The sequence below is a fragment of the Pseudomonas sp. KT_2_4 genome (assembly GCF_041410225.1).
GTDB classification, from domain to species: domain Bacteria; phylum Pseudomonadota; class Gammaproteobacteria; order Pseudomonadales; family Pseudomonadaceae; genus Aquipseudomonas; species Aquipseudomonas paracarnis.
On record NZ_CP166962.1, the window covers coordinates 3938355 to 3953299 of the forward strand.

The following is a 14945-nucleotide window of genomic DNA, read 5'->3' on the forward strand; positions in this document are numbered from 1 at the left end:
ATGTTGATTTCTAGTCTTTGACTAGTTCGTTCTTTAAAAATTTGGGTATGTGATAGAAAGATAGACTGAACGTTACTTTCACTGGTAACGGATCAGGCTAAGGTAAAATTTGTGAGTTCTCTTAATTGAGAAATTCGAATTTTCGGCGAATGTCGTCTTCACAGTATAACCAGATTGCTTGGGGTTATATGGTCAAGTGAAGAAGCGCATACGGTGGATGCCTTGGCAGTCAGAGGCGATGAAAGACGTGGTAGCCTGCGAAAAGCTTCGGGGAGTCGGCAAACAGACTTTGATCCGGAGATGTCTGAATGGGGGAACCCAGCCATCATAAGATGGTTATCTTGTACTGAATACATAGGTGCAAGAAGCGAACCAGGGGAACTGAAACATCTAAGTACCCTGAGGAAAAGAAATCAACCGAGATTCCCTTAGTAGTGGCGAGCGAACGGGGACTAGCCCTTAAGTGGCTTTGAGATTAGCGGAACGCTCTGGAAAGTGCGGCCATAGTGGGTGATAGCCCTGTACGCGAAAATCTCTTAGTCATGAAATCGAGTAGGACGGAGCACGAGAAACTTTGTCTGAATATGGGGGGACCATCCTCCAAGGCTAAATACTACTGACTGACCGATAGTGAACTAGTACCGTGAGGGAAAGGCGAAAAGAACCCCGGAGAGGGGAGTGAAATAGATCCTGAAACCGTATGCGTACAAGCAGTGGGAGCCCACTTTGTTGGGTGACTGCGTACCTTTTGTATAATGGGTCAGCGACTTATTTTCAGTGGCGAGCTTAACCGAATAGGGGAGGCGTAGCGAAAGCGAGTCTTAATAGGGCGTCTAGTCGCTGGGAATAGACCCGAAACCGGGCGATCTATCCATGGGCAGGTTGAAGGTTGGGTAACACTAACTGGAGGACCGAACCGACTACCGTTGAAAAGTTAGCGGATGACCTGTGGATCGGAGTGAAAGGCTAATCAAGCTCGGAGATAGCTGGTTCTCCTCGAAAGCTATTTAGGTAGCGCCTCATGTATCACTGTAGGGGGTAGAGCACTGTTTCGGCTAGGGGGTCATCCCGACTTACCAAACCGATGCAAACTCCGAATACCTACAAGTGCCGAGCATGGGAGACACACGGCGGGTGCTAACGTCCGTCGTGAAAAGGGAAACAACCCAGACCGTCAGCTAAGGTCCCAAAGTTATGGTTAAGTGGGAAACGATGTGGGAAGGCTTAGACAGCTAGGAGGTTGGCTTAGAAGCAGCCACCCTTTAAAGAAAGCGTAATAGCTCACTAGTCGAGTCGGCCTGCGCGGAAGATGTAACGGGGCTCAAACCATACACCGAAGCTACGGGTATCACGTAAGTGATGCGGTAGAGGAGCGTTCTGTAAGCCTGTGAAGGTGAGTTGAGAAGCTTGCTGGAGGTATCAGAAGTGCGAATGCTGACATGAGTAACGATAATGGGTGTGAAAAACACCCACGCCGAAAGACCAAGGTTTCCTGCGCAACGTTAATCGACGCAGGGTTAGTCGGTCCCTAAGGCGAGGCTGAAAAGCGTAGTCGATGGAAAACAGGTTAATATTCCTGTACTTCTGGTTATTGCGATGGAGGGACGGAGAAGGCTAGGCCAGCTTGGCGTTGGTTGTCCAAGTTTAAGGTGGTAGGCTGGAATCTTAGGTAAATCCGGGATTCTAAGGCCGAGAGCTGATGACGAGTTACCTTTCAGGTAACGAAGTGGTTGATGCCATGCTTCCAAGAAAAGCTTCTAAGCTTCAGGTAACCAGGAACCGTACCCCAAACCGACACAGGTGGTTGGGTAGAGAATACCAAGGCGCTTGAGAGAACTCGGGTGAAGGAACTAGGCAAAATGGCACCGTAACTTCGGGAGAAGGTGCGCCGGTGAGGGTGAAGGACTTGCTCCGTAAGCTCATGCCGGTCGAAGATACCAGGCCGCTGCGACTGTTTATTAAAAACACAGCACTCTGCAAACACGAAAGTGGACGTATAGGGTGTGACGCCTGCCCGGTGCCGGAAGGTTAATTGATGGGGTTAGCTAACGCGAAGCTCTTGATCGAAGCCCCGGTAAACGGCGGCCGTAACTATAACGGTCCTAAGGTAGCGAAATTCCTTGTCGGGTAAGTTCCGACCTGCACGAATGGCGTAACGATGGCGGCGCTGTCTCCACCCGAGACTCAGTGAAATTGAAATCGCTGTGAAGATGCAGTGTATCCGCGGCTAGACGGAAAGACCCCGTGAACCTTTACTATAGCTTTGCACTGGACTTTGAATTTGCTTGTGTAGGATAGGTGGGAGGCTTTGAAGCGTGGACGCCAGTCTGCGTGGAGCCATCCTTGAAATACCACCCTGGCAACTTTGAGGTTCTAACTCAGGTCCGTTATCCGGATCGAGGACAGTGTATGGTGGGTAGTTTGACTGGGGCGGTCTCCTCCTAAAGAGTAACGGAGGAGTACGAAGGTGCGCTCAGACCGGTCGGAAATCGGTCGTAGAGTATAAAGGCAAAAGCGCGCTTGACTGCGAGACAGACACGTCGAGCAGGTACGAAAGTAGGTCTTAGTGATCCGGTGGTTCTGTATGGAAGGGCCATCGCTCAACGGATAAAAGGTACTCCGGGGATAACAGGCTGATACCGCCCAAGAGTTCATATCGACGGCGGTGTTTGGCACCTCGATGTCGGCTCATCACATCCTGGGGCTGAAGCCGGTCCCAAGGGTATGGCTGTTCGCCATTTAAAGTGGTACGCGAGCTGGGTTTAGAACGTCGTGAGACAGTTCGGTCCCTATCTGCCGTGGACGTTTGAGATTTGAGAGGGGCTGCTCCTAGTACGAGAGGACCGGAGTGGACGAACCTCTGGTGTTCCGGTTGTCACGCCAGTGGCATTGCCGGGTAGCTATGTTCGGAATAGATAACCGCTGAAAGCATCTAAGCGGGAAACTAGCCTCAAGATGAGATCTCACTGGAACCTTGAGTTCCCTGAAGGGCCGTCGAAGACTACGACGTTGATAGGTTGGGTGTGTAAGCGCTGTGAGGCGTTGAGCTAACCAATACTAATTGCCCGTGAGGCTTGACCATATAACACCCAAGCAATTTGCGAACTCGAGAGAGACCAGATTGCGGTGTGTGAAGACGCAATGAACCGAAAGTTCGACGCTCACAAAACACCACGATCTATCACATACCCAATTTGCTGAAGCGAGGCCAGCTGGCCACGACTCAGTACCCGAATTTCTTGACGACCATAGAGCATTGGAACCACCTGATCCCATCCCGAACTCAGCAGTGAAACGATGCATCGCCGATGGTAGTGTGGGGTTTCCCCATGTGAGAGTAGGTCATCGTCAAGATTAAATTCCGAAACCCCTGTTTGCTAACGCAAACAGGGGTTTTGTTTATGTAGAAGCTCATGAATTTCACCGGCACGTTGCCAACACAACGGTCTGGTACACAGAATTTCTTGACGACCATAGAGCATTGGAACCACCTGATCCCATCCCGAACTCAGCAGTGAAACGATGCATCGCCGATGGTAGTGTGGGGTTTCCCCATGTGAGAGTAGGTCATCGTCAAGATTGAATTCCAAAACCCCTGTCTGCTAACGCAGACAGGGGTTTTGTCGTTTAGGGTAGCCATCACAGCGAATCTGCCTTATCCATACCGCCTGTCGGTTTCCTACGCTAAAAGAAGATGCTTCTCACAAATTTCTAAGATTTGTCGAAGTTTGGCCGAAAGCCTGACGAGCCATGCGTGCACCGAAATAGAGCGACCGCAGAGTCCGCCTATCCCGTTACATGGAATGTTCCACTCGGCACGCTCACCCCCCTTTGGCAAAAGAAGTCGATGAAATGAATCTCAAGTTCAGTCATAAAATTCTGTTGGCCGCGTCAGGCGTCGTGGTTTTAGCCTTCGCGCTATTTACGCTCTACAACGACTACCTGCAGCGCAGTACCATCAGGCAAAACCTGACATCGTCCATCCAGCAATCCGGCGAGCTGACCGCCAGCAGTGTGCAGAACTGGCTCAGTGGTCGCATCCTGGTCCTCGAGAATCTGGCGCAGAACGTTGCCCACCAAGGCAGTGCGGCCGACCTTCCTGGTTTGGTCGATCAGCCAGCATTCACCACCAATTTCCAGTTCACCTATGTAGGTCAAACCAACGGGGTATTCACCCAGCGCCCTGACGCGAAGATGCCTGACGACTATGACCCTCGTCAGCGCCCTTGGTACAAGCAAGCAGTAGTCGCGGACAAAACCATGCTTACTCCGCCTTATATGGCGGCTGTGGGCGGTCAGATCGTGACAATTGCCATGCCGGTGAAAAAGAACGGCGAGTTATTGGGTGTTGTCGGTGGTGACCTGAGCCTGCAGACACTGGTGAAGATCATCAACTCAGTAGACTTCGGTGGTATCGGCCATGCGTTCCTGGTCAGCGGTGATGGCCAGGTCATCGTCAGTCCAGACCAGGACCAGGTGATGAAGAACCTCAAGGACATCTACCCTGGCACCCATGTGCGCATTGAGAAGCTCAATCAGGACGTTGTCCTCAACGGTCAGGATCGCATCCTTTCCTTCACGCCTATCAGCGGCTTGCCTGGCGCTGACTGGTACATCGGCCTTTCGATCGACAAAGAAAAAGCCTATGCCCCGCTGGGCAAGTTCCGTACTTCGGCCTTGATTGCGATGTTGATTGCCGTTGTCGCCATTGCGGTGCTCCTGAGCCTGTTGATTCAAGTACTGTTGCGCCCGCTGACCACCATGGGCGTGGCCATGCAGGACATTGCCCAAGGCGAAGGTGATTTGACCCGACGTCTGGACGTGACCAGCAAAGACGAGTTCGGCGAGGTCGGCAGCGCATTCAATCAGTTCGTCGAGCGAATCCACGCGTCGATTTCCGAAGTGTCTTCGGCAACGCGCCAGGTGCACGATTTGTCCCAGCGTGTGATGGCTTCATCTAATGCGTCGATCATCGGTTCTGACGAACAGAGCGCGCGTACCAACAGCGTGGCCGCAGCCATCAACGAACTAGGGGCTGCCACCCAGGAAATCGCGCGCAACGCCGCGGATGCGTCCCAGCACGCCAGTGGTGCCAGCGAACAAGCTGACGATGGTCGTAAAGTGGTGGAGCAAACCATCCAGGCGATGTCTGAGTTGTCGCAGAAGATCAGCCTGTCCTGCACTCAGATTGAAACCCTTAATGCCAGTACCGACAACATCGGGCACATCCTGGATGTGATCAAAGGTATTTCCCAACAAACCAACTTGCTCGCCCTCAACGCGGCGATCGAAGCGGCCCGTGCTGGTGAAGCCGGGCGTGGTTTTGCCGTGGTGGCGGATGAAGTGCGTAATTTGGCGCACCGTACCCAGGAGTCGGCAGAGGAAATTCACAAGATGATCACTTCGCTGCAAGTGGGCTCGCGTGAAGCTGTGACCACCATGAACGCCAGCCAGGCTTCCAGCGAAGAAAGTGTCGAAGTCGCCAACCAGGCAGGTGAGCGTCTGGTCAGCGTGACGCAACGTATCGTTGAGATCGACGGCATGAACCAATCCGTCGCGGCCGCCACCGAAGAGCAGACCGCAGTGGTTGAAACCCTCAACGTCGATATCAACCAGATCAACTTGCTAAACCAGCAGGGTGTGGCCAACCTCAACGAGACGCTCAAGGACTGCGATGCGCTGTCCCAGCAGGCCAGCCGACTGAAGCAATTGGTCGATAGCTTCAAGATCTGATCCTGACCGCATCGGAGCGAGGCCTCTCGCTCCGATCGCTTGGCCTCACGTCCAGGGTGCTATTCAGAGGAAGTTGATAGCGCTCAGGTAGTCGCAGCCTTTGCGTAACAGCGCCTGGCTCTTGGGTGGATAGCACATCCCCATTTTTTCCAAGCCCCACCGGGCATTGTCGTAACGGATCATCGATGTATCACCGATGTCTTCGCCCAGTCCGTCCAGGTAAAAGCCCAGCACCCCGAACAGTGCGTTATCGCGACTTACGTTGCGCAACGCCCGTTGCCAGTGTTCAACGCTGACTCGGTCAAAAACGTGCCCAGCCTCGCTGAAGGCGTCGAGGTACTGGTCCCAACTCAAGGGCAGCGGGTTGTGCAGGTTGAACACATGTCGCCCAGGGTCAAAGTGAGCGCTGTGGAAGGCGATGAAACGCGCCAGGAAGTCCACCGGCATCAGGTCGAAATTGGCGTCCAGTCGGGGGACCATCCCTAATTGCAGAGACCCCTTGAGCATCAACATCAAGCGGTTTTTCTGTGGCTGGCAAACGCCGTTCTGGCTGTTGAAGCTGATATTTCCCGGCCGATGAATATTGACCCAGGCCCCTTGCTCAACTGCCCGTCCTAATAGCCGCTCGGCTACCCACTTGGAGAGGTTGTAGCCATTTTTCACATAGAGCGGCAGTGCGCGTCGGGCAGGCGCTTCAAGCACGTACCCGTCGACGTCTACGCTGCTGCAGGCTGACAGCGTCGAGATGAAATTGAGGACCTTCTTGCAATGGGTCTCGCAAAGACGCAGGCATTCCAGCACCGGCTCGACGTTGTCCTTTGCGAGTGAGGCGTAATCCATCACATGATTGACCTGCGCGGCGTTATGCACCAACACGCCGTAATGACGGGCGAGGTGCTCGTACACGTCGTCGGCCAAGCCCAGGCGAGGTTTACGAATATCGGCGGCGTATACCTGTACTCGGCTCAGGTCCAGATGTTCCAAGCGGTATTCACGCAATGCCTGGGCGAACCTTGCCGCTGCCGAATGGCCGGGCGACTCGCGCACCAGGCACGCCACGTCCTGCGCCCCGCCAGCCAGCAGTGCCTGGACGATATGCACCCCGACAAAGCTGTTTGCGCCAGTAACGATGGCTTTGCGCGAATCTCCCGCAAGGGTCTCGGGCAGCACCTCGACCTCCAGTGCTCGCGTCGCATCTTGTTCCATCTGGTCGGATGGTGTATCCGGCAGCGCACTGCCATCCATGAGTGCGGCCAATGTGCGGATGGTCGGCGTCTCAAAAAAGGGGCTCAGGCAGAAGCTGCGGCCAAACTGCTCGCGCAGGCGTAGCAACAGAGTCGACAACAGGATGGAGTGGCCACCGAGGTTGAAAAAACTCTCATCAATCGAGAGTTCGCCTGCGGGTAATCCCAGCAGCTCACCCCACACGTCAGCCAGTTGTGCCTGCAAAGGGTCTTGTATGCGACAGCGATCCCTCCCGATGGGTATGGGTATTGGCATGGCCAACAAGGCCTTGCGATCGATCTTGCCGTTATTCGAACGGGGCATGCATGCCAGTTCGCTCCAAGCGCTGGGCTGCATATGCACGGGCAACCACTGCCGAGCATGTTCCTTCAGGCTTGCCAGCGTAGCGCCAGATTCCGGCTGGGCGGCAAAGCCGATGACTCTGTGTGCCGTATCGATCACCACTGCCACTTGGCGAAACAAGCGACTATCGCGCAAGCACTGTTCAATATCCTGAGGCTGAACTCGAAACCCGCGGATCTTGACTTGCTCATCCCTGCGGCCGCCCAGTTCGATGCCCTCTTGCGTCCATTTTGCCAAGTCGCCGCTGCGATAAGCCTGTAGCACTTGGCCATTTGGCAGTGTCAGCGCCACGAACGGATTGTCGGGCCGCGATGGTGTATTTGAATAACCCAGGCTTACTCCGGGACCGACAATGTACAAGTCGCCCATTACCTGTTCATCCACGGGCTGCAGGTTCTCGTCGAGAATCAGCACCTGGCTGTTAGCGATGGGGAGGCCGATATTGCGATGGCTGTCACCTCGTTGGAATACCCGATGGGTCGCCAACACAGTGGCCTCGGTCGGCCCATAGAGGTTATGCAGCTGGCATTGACCGGCCAGTTGTTCAATCACGCAGGGCTCGCAGAAATCACCTCCGGTCAGTAAATGAGTCATGCCCAATGGCTGATCCAGCGGCAGGATGCTGAGCAGTGCCGGTGGCACAAACCCATGAGTGACGCGTTGCTTGCGAATCAGCTCTACCAGTTGCTGAGGGTCGTGACGTTGGTCTGGGCTGGGGACAATCAACGCGGCGCCAACGATCAATGCAGGGAAAATATCGATCAGTGAAGAATCGAAGCCCAGTGGCGAAAACTGCAGGACGCGACTGTGTTGATCCAACGCCACGCAACTGACGAGCCAGGCCGTGAAATGCGCCAGGTTGTATTGGCTCAGCAGTACCCCCTTGGGCTGGCCCGTCGTACCCGAGGTGAACAGTGCCACGCACGGCTCGTCGGCACGGGGATGACGGTGCATCAGCGGTTGCGTCATGTCGGCGCTGTGCGCGGCAACCTGGCTCACATCAAGTGAAACGAAACGCTCTCGCAATGGGTGCTGGCCATTCTCCAGCAGCACACAGGCCTTGAGGCTGGTCAGCATGCAGTGCTGGCGTTGCTCCGGGTGGTCAGGCACCAGCGGCAAATACACGGCGCCACAGCCAAGCACCGCGAGAATGCTGGCGTACAACTCGGCGGATTTCTCCAGGCATACGCCGACCACTTGTGGAGCCTCGGCATCCTCCAGCAAGGGAAGCAGGCGTTGTTGAATAGCCATGGCTTGTTGCTGGAGCTGCCGATAAGTCAGCGCATGACCGGCGATGCTCAGCACTGTTCGATGTGCGAAGTTATTGAGGCTGGCCTGCAGCCGTTCGATCATGGGCGTTCGGGCCGCTTGCAACAAGGCAGGGTCCGCCGTGTGGTTGAACCGGTGCATGAAAGCCAAGGCATCCAACTCCTGCAGGCCCTGTTCAGGCCAGGCGTTAGCAGCGGCCGTTGCCGAGAAGTAGGCGGGGTCTCTTGAAAAACCGCAGACCAACAAAGCAGCCCACTCCACCACTGCATTCGTTGCCTGCTGACGCAACCGCTGCCCATTGCCGCTGGGTTCCTGGGCAACGTCGTGCACCGTCAGCAGGCGCCGCTCCCGGTCATAGCAGCGCAACTGCAATGAGGGCAGCCCGTGTTCGCAGAGCGGGCCGATACCCACGCGCAAGCTTAACCATGGCGCACTGGCGGGCGAGGGCGGCAGCGGCTGACTCCCGTCTTCAATAACCAGATCCACAGACCCCGCTCCTGCCACATGCCCATATTGCTCCAGCTCCTGCTTGAGCGCCGCCAGAGCGTTAGTGGTACCACGCCACTCGATCTGCAAGCGCCTCATGCCAACCTCGTCGATACGGGCAGATAGTCGCGCAGGGCTCGTGCCACGCTGGGGGTTTGCAATACGCCGCTGTGGTGCAGAAAGCCCATGATATTGGCCACCAGCGGATGTTGGTGGGTGATGGGAAAATCCAGCGCCCGGATTTCGTCGCGCAGTGCCACGCGAGTGTCGGCACTGATCGTCAAGTGTTCGATCAGTTGCAGATCGAAGTCTTTTTGTAGCTCGTTGGTCAGGTAGTGCGTCAGGAATACGGGCAGGGCTTGAGCAATGTGGTCGCGATCTTGCGGGCTTGCCGACTGCCAGTAGAGGCGCACCAACTGTGTCCAGAACCGCGCATGCCGCCCTTCATCAAACAGATGATCGGCCATCAGGCCGCGGACAGAGGATTTGACGCTGGCGTCTTTGGAAAACGCTGCGACGTCATGGGTGACGGTGTTCTCGGCGATGGCGACGCCGATCAGCTCAACGGCATCGTGCAAATATGTCGGTACCTGCGCCTGGGCTGCCGGAAGCGCGCGGCTCAGTTCAATTTGCCCGGGTAGATCGAGCGGTTGAATCCCGGTCATTGCCACGGCTTGCTGAAGGAAATCCAGGGCTACCAGCGCGTGGTAATCCTCGTCGACAACGACCGTCATCGCGTCGTAACGGCAGGCGAGCGGGAAGGGCAGGGAGAAGCGATTTTTAGCAATGCTGCGCGCGGTTTTGTCGACGATCTCGGTTTCGAAAATCACCACGTCATTGATGAATTTGTAGAAGCTTTGCACCAGCACGAAGTCGCGCCATTGCGGGCAGTGCTTGAGAAAGGTTGCACTCAGCACCAGAGGCTGACGGCACAGGGGGAAGATGAGTTTGTCGTCGTCTTCCAACATCCGCCGGGGGCGTGTGCGGATGGTTGCGCGACGTTCCCAGTCATCGGCAAAGGATTGGTAGCTGACGGCGTTCACGGACGTACCTCTTGCATCGAGGCCAGCACGTCGTCCCAGAGGGTAATACGACTTTCCACGGCGCCCAGGGCGGCGCTATCGGCTTGTTGCTGACGACTGGGGTCGGCGTCGATCAGGTGCGTTAGCAACTGTTGCGCCGCAGGGCCGTGGTCATCGCCGTCCAATTCGATATGGCGGTTGAGGTAGTAACATAACGTAGGGGCCTGCCGACCTATAAACGCATGGCTATGCAAAAGCCCCTTGAACATTGACGGAATCACACTCTCGCGGCCATGCAGGAACGCCGCCGCCACACAGTGGGTTGGGGCGCTCAAGGCGATTTGTAAGGTGCTGTCGACGAAGCGGGCCACGCCCAGGGGAGCATCGCTCATTTGCAAGGCTGCGCTTACCTCCACTCCCTGGCTTTGCAGGTCGATGAAGCGAGTGATTGCGACGGTGCTGGCGCCCACTTCCGTCATCGCGTCAAGGTACAGCTCGAAGTGGCTGCAATAGCCCCGTGTCGGGTGTTCGTCAGACTCTTCAGCCAGCACGATTTCATTGATCAGGCGGGCAGCGCGGGGGGCAGCGCAGGGGAGCCAGGGTAACTGCGTGCACGTGAGGTCCTGTTGCAGGCGTTTGGTCAGGCTCATGAAGTCCCAGACAGCAAATACATGGTGTTCCATAAAGTGTTGTAACTTGCCAACGGTGGTTATTTCTATAAATAACGGGTGGTCGAACAGTTTTTGTTTTTTTTGCTCAAGTAAATAGTGATGCATGGTTGACGCCTATAGTTGTTGCGAGTGCTTTAAAAGCAGTGTTGGACTGTTATAGTTGTGGGTGCAAGAGTAACTTGATCGCGTTCACGCGCACGGCGCTACCATTTAAATAGGCGGCCGCAGCGGTATGGGAAGGCGTGGCTTGCTGAGCGAAGATAATAAGCTGATTGAATGTTTGAACCGGTATGCAAATGTATTAAAGGACTTTGCCGATGTTTATATGTGCGGTAAATTGCCCGGCTATAGGTGGGATTTTTCCGTGCACTAAGTCGGCGTTAATCGTTCTTTAGTTATTTTTTAAATATTTCTGATGGAGCAACAACCCTGATAGGGAAGCTGCTCCATCACCTGAGGATTAAGGGCAAAAGCAAAAAAACTTACTGCACGGCTTTTTTGTCGACGCTCTCAAGGCTGCTGAGGTAGGTGGCGATCACCTCCATGCCTCGCATCAAGTGGTTACGCAACGTCAGGATGCTCTCCTCGACCTTCTTCTGCGCCACCAGGCTCAGCAGTTCGCGGTGATCTTCCTGGGAGGTCTCGCCCAGCCCCATCGCCTCAAGGTTGAAGCGCAGGAAGCGCTCCTCCTCATTCAACCCGTGCTCGACCAGGGTGAGCAGTCGCTGGTTGGGCGCCTTGCCATATAGCACCATGTGAAACAGGCGATTGAGGCGACCAATCTCGGTGTAGTCTTTTTCGCTTTCCAGCGAATTGATACAAGCCTCGGCTTGAGCAAGGTCCGCGTCGGTGAGCAGCGGAATCGACAGGCGCAAGGCTTCGGACTCCAGCAACATGCGCAAGGCATAGGTCTCTGCCGAATTGTCCTCGATCAAGGGGGCAACGACGGCACCCTTGTGAGTCACCACATGCAGCAAGGATTGCGCCTCCAGCTGGCGCAAAGCTTCACGCACGGGCATGCGGCTGACGCCGAACAGGCTGGCCAGTTCTTGCTGGCGCATGGCGGTGCCACAGGGCAATCGCCCATCGAGGATGGCATTACGCAAGGTTTCTTCAATAACGGAGCGCGCAAGATGGGCGGGAATAGGCCCGCTGATTTTGATGCTGCTTAATGGGTTCGGCTTCTGCGTCACGGTTGCGCTATCCTCCTTTCTTGAATAATAGGTTGGCTAATTGGATCCAAAGAACACTAAAGATGGGCCAGGCGCTTGTCAAACAGCCAGAGTTTCCGTTTGTAAGGGCTTACACAGCATACTTTGTGTCTCTCACAGGAGGCGGTTATAAAATCACCGCCTACTGTGATGATTGCACTGTGCCATTGTTTTTTGTAGGGCCAGGCTTCACCATTCCTTGAAATTCCGTCTCTTTCATGGACTGAACACTTTGGCGGTAAGTTTTATTCCCTATCGACTGCTGTGCTGGCTTTTATCAGCAATTTTACTGGCTGGCCTGATGCTCGGCGGGCTGCGTGCCGATTGGGATTTCTCGCAGATCAGCCGCAAGGCCACCGCCGTCTACGGCCCGTTGGGGCAAGGCCAGCAACGTATCGACGCCTGGCAGCGGCTATTGGCGAGCGAAAAACAGGTCAGCGAGCAGGACCAGCTCAAGGTCGTCAATTTGTTCTTCAACAAGCAAATGACCTACGTGGAAGACATCGATCTCTGGCACGTTGTCGATTATTGGGAGACACCCGTCGAAGCACTCTGGAAAGGCGCCGGTGACTGCGAAGACTACGCCATCGCAAAGTATTTCAGTTTGCGTCACCTGGGGGTGTCCAGCGACAAATTGCGCATTACCTACGTCAAGGCCTTGCGGCAGAATCGGGCGCACATGGTCCTGACCTATTATTCGACCCCAGACGCTGTCCCACTGGTGCTCGACAGCCTGATGGATGAGATCCTGCCGGCCACCCGTCGCACCGATCTGGTCCCGGTGTACTCATTCAACGCCGAGGGGCTGTACTTGCCCGGTGCCAAGGGCAACAAGAAAGTCGGTGATACCAAACGCTTGTCGCGCTGGCAGGATGTGTTGAGAAAAATGCGTGCGGAAGGCTTCCCAGCCGAGCCTGCCAACTAGGAGTAACTGATCGGATGTCTCTGTTCAAACAGCTATTGATTGCAATCTGTCTGTTCCTGGTGGTCGCCTTCAGCGGCAGCTTCATGGTCAGCCTGGAAAGCTCGCGCACCCAATACGTCAACCAACTGCGCTCCCACGCCCAGGATGCCGCAACGGCGTTGGCGCTGTCGCTGACCCCGAATATCGATGACCCAGCCATGGTGGAGCTGTTGGTCAGCTCGATCTTCGACAGCGGTTACTATGCCAGCATCCGCGTCGTGGACCTGGCCACCGACAAAACCATCGTCGAGCGCAGCGGTATTCCTGACAACAACGGCGTGCCCAACTGGTTCGTCAAGCTGATCGGCCTGGAGCCGGCCGGTGGTGATGCGCTGGTCAGCCGTGGCTGGGAACAGGCCGCGCGGGTCGAAGTGGTCAGCCATCCGATGTTCGCCCTGGCCAAGCTCTGGCAAAGCGCCCTGGGTAGCCTGGGCTGGTTGCTGCTGTGCGGCGCGGTCAGCGTGGTGCTCGGTGGGCTGTTGCTGCGCCGGCAATTGAAGCCGTTGGACTATATGGTCAAACAGTCCCACGCCATTGCCCGCCGCGAGTTCCTCAGCCTGCCTGACTTGCCCCGCACGCCAGAGCTGCGGCGCGTGGTACAGGCCATGAACCAGATGGTGGAAAAGCTCAAGGCGCTGTTCCAGGAACAGGCCGAGCGTAGCGAAAAACTGCGCACCGAATCCTATCAGGACAACCTCACCGGCCTCGCCAACCGCCGTTATTTCGAGATGCAGCTCAACGCCCGCGTCAGTAACCCGGAAGAGACCAACTCCGGCTACCTGCTGTTGCTGCGGGTCAAGGACCTGGCCGGCCTCAACCAGCGCCTGGGCGGCCAGCGTACTGACCAGTTGCTGCAGGCGGTTGGCCAACAACTGCTGCGCCAGTGCGCGCCGTATCCGGAAACCCATAACCTCGTCACCCGTATTCGTGGCGGTGAGTTCGCCGTGCTGGCGCCGGGGTTGATGCGTGAAGAAGCGGTGCAACTGGCGCAAAACCTCGAGAGCACCTTGCTCAGCCTGCAAGCGACCGGCGCCAGCGACGTTACACCGGTCGCCTATATCGGCCTGGCGCCGTTCAGCCATGGCGACGCACCCCAAGCCCTGTTGACCCTGGCCGACCAGGCCCTGGCCCAGGCCCAAGCGCAGGGCGACACCAGTTGGGTGTGCCTGGACCGCAGCGCCGCCGCCAGCGTCGGTGACGATCACCATGCCTGGCACACCTTGTTGGACCAGGCCCTGACCCAGCAGCGCTTCCAGCTGTATTTCCAGCCGGTGGTGGCCAGCCAGGACCCGCAGTTGGTCTTGCACTACAAAGTGCTGTCGCGCTTGCAAGACGAAGACGGCCACACCATACCGGCCGGGCGCTTCCTGCCGTGGCTTGAGCGCTTCGGTTGGTCGGCCCGCCTGGACCGCCTGATGCTGGAGCAGGTGCTCAAGCAGATGAGCAGCCACACCGAGAACCTGGCGCTGAACCTCTCAGCCGCGACCTTGCAGGACACCCAGGCTCTGAACCGTATTTATGACCTGCTACGTCAGCACAGCAACCTGGGCCCGCGCCTTACCCTGGAGATCGGTGAAGAGCAACTGCCTGAGCAGCCCGTGCTGGAACAGATGACCCAGCGCCTGCGCGAGCTGGGTTTCTCCCTCAGCCTGCAACGTTTCGGTGGGCGGTTCAGCATGATCGGTAACCTGGCGCGCCTGGGCCTGGCGTACCTGAAGATCGACGGCAGCTACATTCGCGCCATCGACCAGGAAAGTGACAAGCGCCTGTTTATCGAGGCCATCCAGCGAGCGGCCCATAGCATCGACCTGCCACTGATTGCCGAGCGTGTAGAGACCGAGGGCGAACTGAAGGTGATTCGTGAGATGGGGATTTTCGGCGTGCAGGGCCAACTGTTTGGCGAGCCCGCGCCCTGGAAATAATTACCTGTAGGAGCGAGCTTGCTCGCGAAGATCGCCAACGATAATGCGCAAAGCCTGACACCCCGTGGCGATTTCAGTTT

Annotated in this window: 7 protein-coding genes and 3 rRNA genes; 6 read left to right on the forward strand and 4 right to left on the reverse strand. The window is 56.3% G+C overall.

Annotated elements, in window-relative coordinates; translation table 11 throughout:
* Positions 1–190: 190 nt before the first annotated feature.
* From AB9N64_RS18280 to AB9N64_RS18295, 4 genes are all read left to right on the forward strand, one after another.
* A 23S ribosomal RNA gene (locus tag AB9N64_RS18280) occupies positions 191–3082 on the forward strand.
* 156 nt (positions 3083–3238) lie between these two features.
* Positions 3239–3354, forward strand: a 5S ribosomal RNA gene (gene rrf / locus AB9N64_RS18285).
* A gap of 109 nt (positions 3355–3463) precedes the next feature.
* Positions 3464–3579: ribosomal RNA gene (gene rrf, locus AB9N64_RS18290) — 5S ribosomal RNA — on the forward strand.
* A 273-nt stretch (positions 3580–3852) separates the two neighbouring features.
* Positions 3853–5733 carry a methyl-accepting chemotaxis protein gene (locus AB9N64_RS18295; protein WP_014716359.1) on the forward strand — a complete coding sequence of 627 codons (1881 nt, stop codon included), beginning with the start codon at positions 3853–3855 and terminating at the stop codon, positions 5731–5733.
* Between the two features lie 63 nt (positions 5734–5796).
* On the opposite strand, the gene AB9N64_RS18300 is transcribed toward AB9N64_RS18295, so the two are convergent.
* The 4 genes from AB9N64_RS18300 to AB9N64_RS18315 all read right to left on the reverse strand — a co-directional run bounded on the left by AB9N64_RS18300 (position 5797) and on the right by AB9N64_RS18315 (position 11961).
* Positions 5797–9174 (reverse strand): amino acid adenylation domain-containing protein, encoded by a 3378-nt coding sequence (locus AB9N64_RS18300; protein ID WP_014716360.1) that lies wholly within the window; start codon positions 9172–9174, stop codon positions 5797–5799.
* Positions 9171–10118, reverse strand: a complete 948-nt coding sequence (locus AB9N64_RS18305) for a diiron oxygenase (protein WP_014716361.1) — start codon at positions 10116–10118, stop codon at positions 9171–9173. The genes AB9N64_RS18300 and AB9N64_RS18305 overlap by 4 nt, the downstream gene beginning before the upstream one ends.
* On the reverse strand, positions 10115–10873 hold the full coding sequence (locus AB9N64_RS18310) for a DUF3050 domain-containing protein (protein WP_060766969.1): 759 nt from the start codon (positions 10871–10873) through the stop codon (positions 10115–10117). The genes AB9N64_RS18305 and AB9N64_RS18310 overlap by 4 nt, the downstream gene beginning before the upstream one ends.
* A gap of 377 nt (positions 10874–11250) precedes the next feature.
* Positions 11251–11961, reverse strand: coding sequence for a GntR family transcriptional regulator (locus AB9N64_RS18315; protein WP_103452292.1), 711 nt, complete (start codon positions 11959–11961; stop codon positions 11251–11253).
* A gap of 319 nt (positions 11962–12280) precedes the next feature.
* Here AB9N64_RS18315 and lapG point away from each other — a divergent pair, with 319 nt between their 5' ends.
* Both lapG and lapD read left to right on the forward strand, forming a co-directional pair.
* Positions 12281–12904, forward strand: coding sequence for a cysteine protease LapG (lapG, locus tag AB9N64_RS18320; protein WP_019819857.1), 624 nt, complete (start codon positions 12281–12283; stop codon positions 12902–12904).
* A gap of 14 nt (positions 12905–12918) precedes the next feature.
* A complete protein-coding gene (gene lapD, locus AB9N64_RS18325; RefSeq protein WP_371359587.1) occupies positions 12919–14865 on the forward strand; it encodes a cyclic di-GMP receptor LapD in 1947 nt (648 codons plus the stop codon).
* Positions 14866–14945 lie beyond the last annotated feature (80 nt).

Excerpts from the sequence above, each read along its gene's own strand:
- AB9N64_RS18310 (WP_060766969.1), bottom strand. The coding sequence starts at position 10,873 with ATGCATCACTATTTACTTGAGCAAAAAAAACAAAAACTGTTCGACCAC.
- lapD (WP_371359587.1), top strand. The coding sequence starts at position 12,919 with ATGTCTCTGTTCAAACAGCTATTGATTGCAATCTGTCTGTTCCTGGTG.
- AB9N64_RS18295 (WP_014716359.1), top strand. The coding sequence starts at position 3,853 with ATGAATCTCAAGTTCAGTCATAAAATTCTGTTGGCCGCGTCAGGCGTC.
- lapG (WP_019819857.1), top strand. The coding sequence starts at position 12,281 with ATGCTCGGCGGGCTGCGTGCCGATTGGGATTTCTCGCAGATCAGCCGC.
- AB9N64_RS18300 (WP_014716360.1), bottom strand. The coding sequence starts at position 9,174 with ATGAGGCGCTTGCAGATCGAGTGGCGTGGTACCACTAACGCTCTGGCG.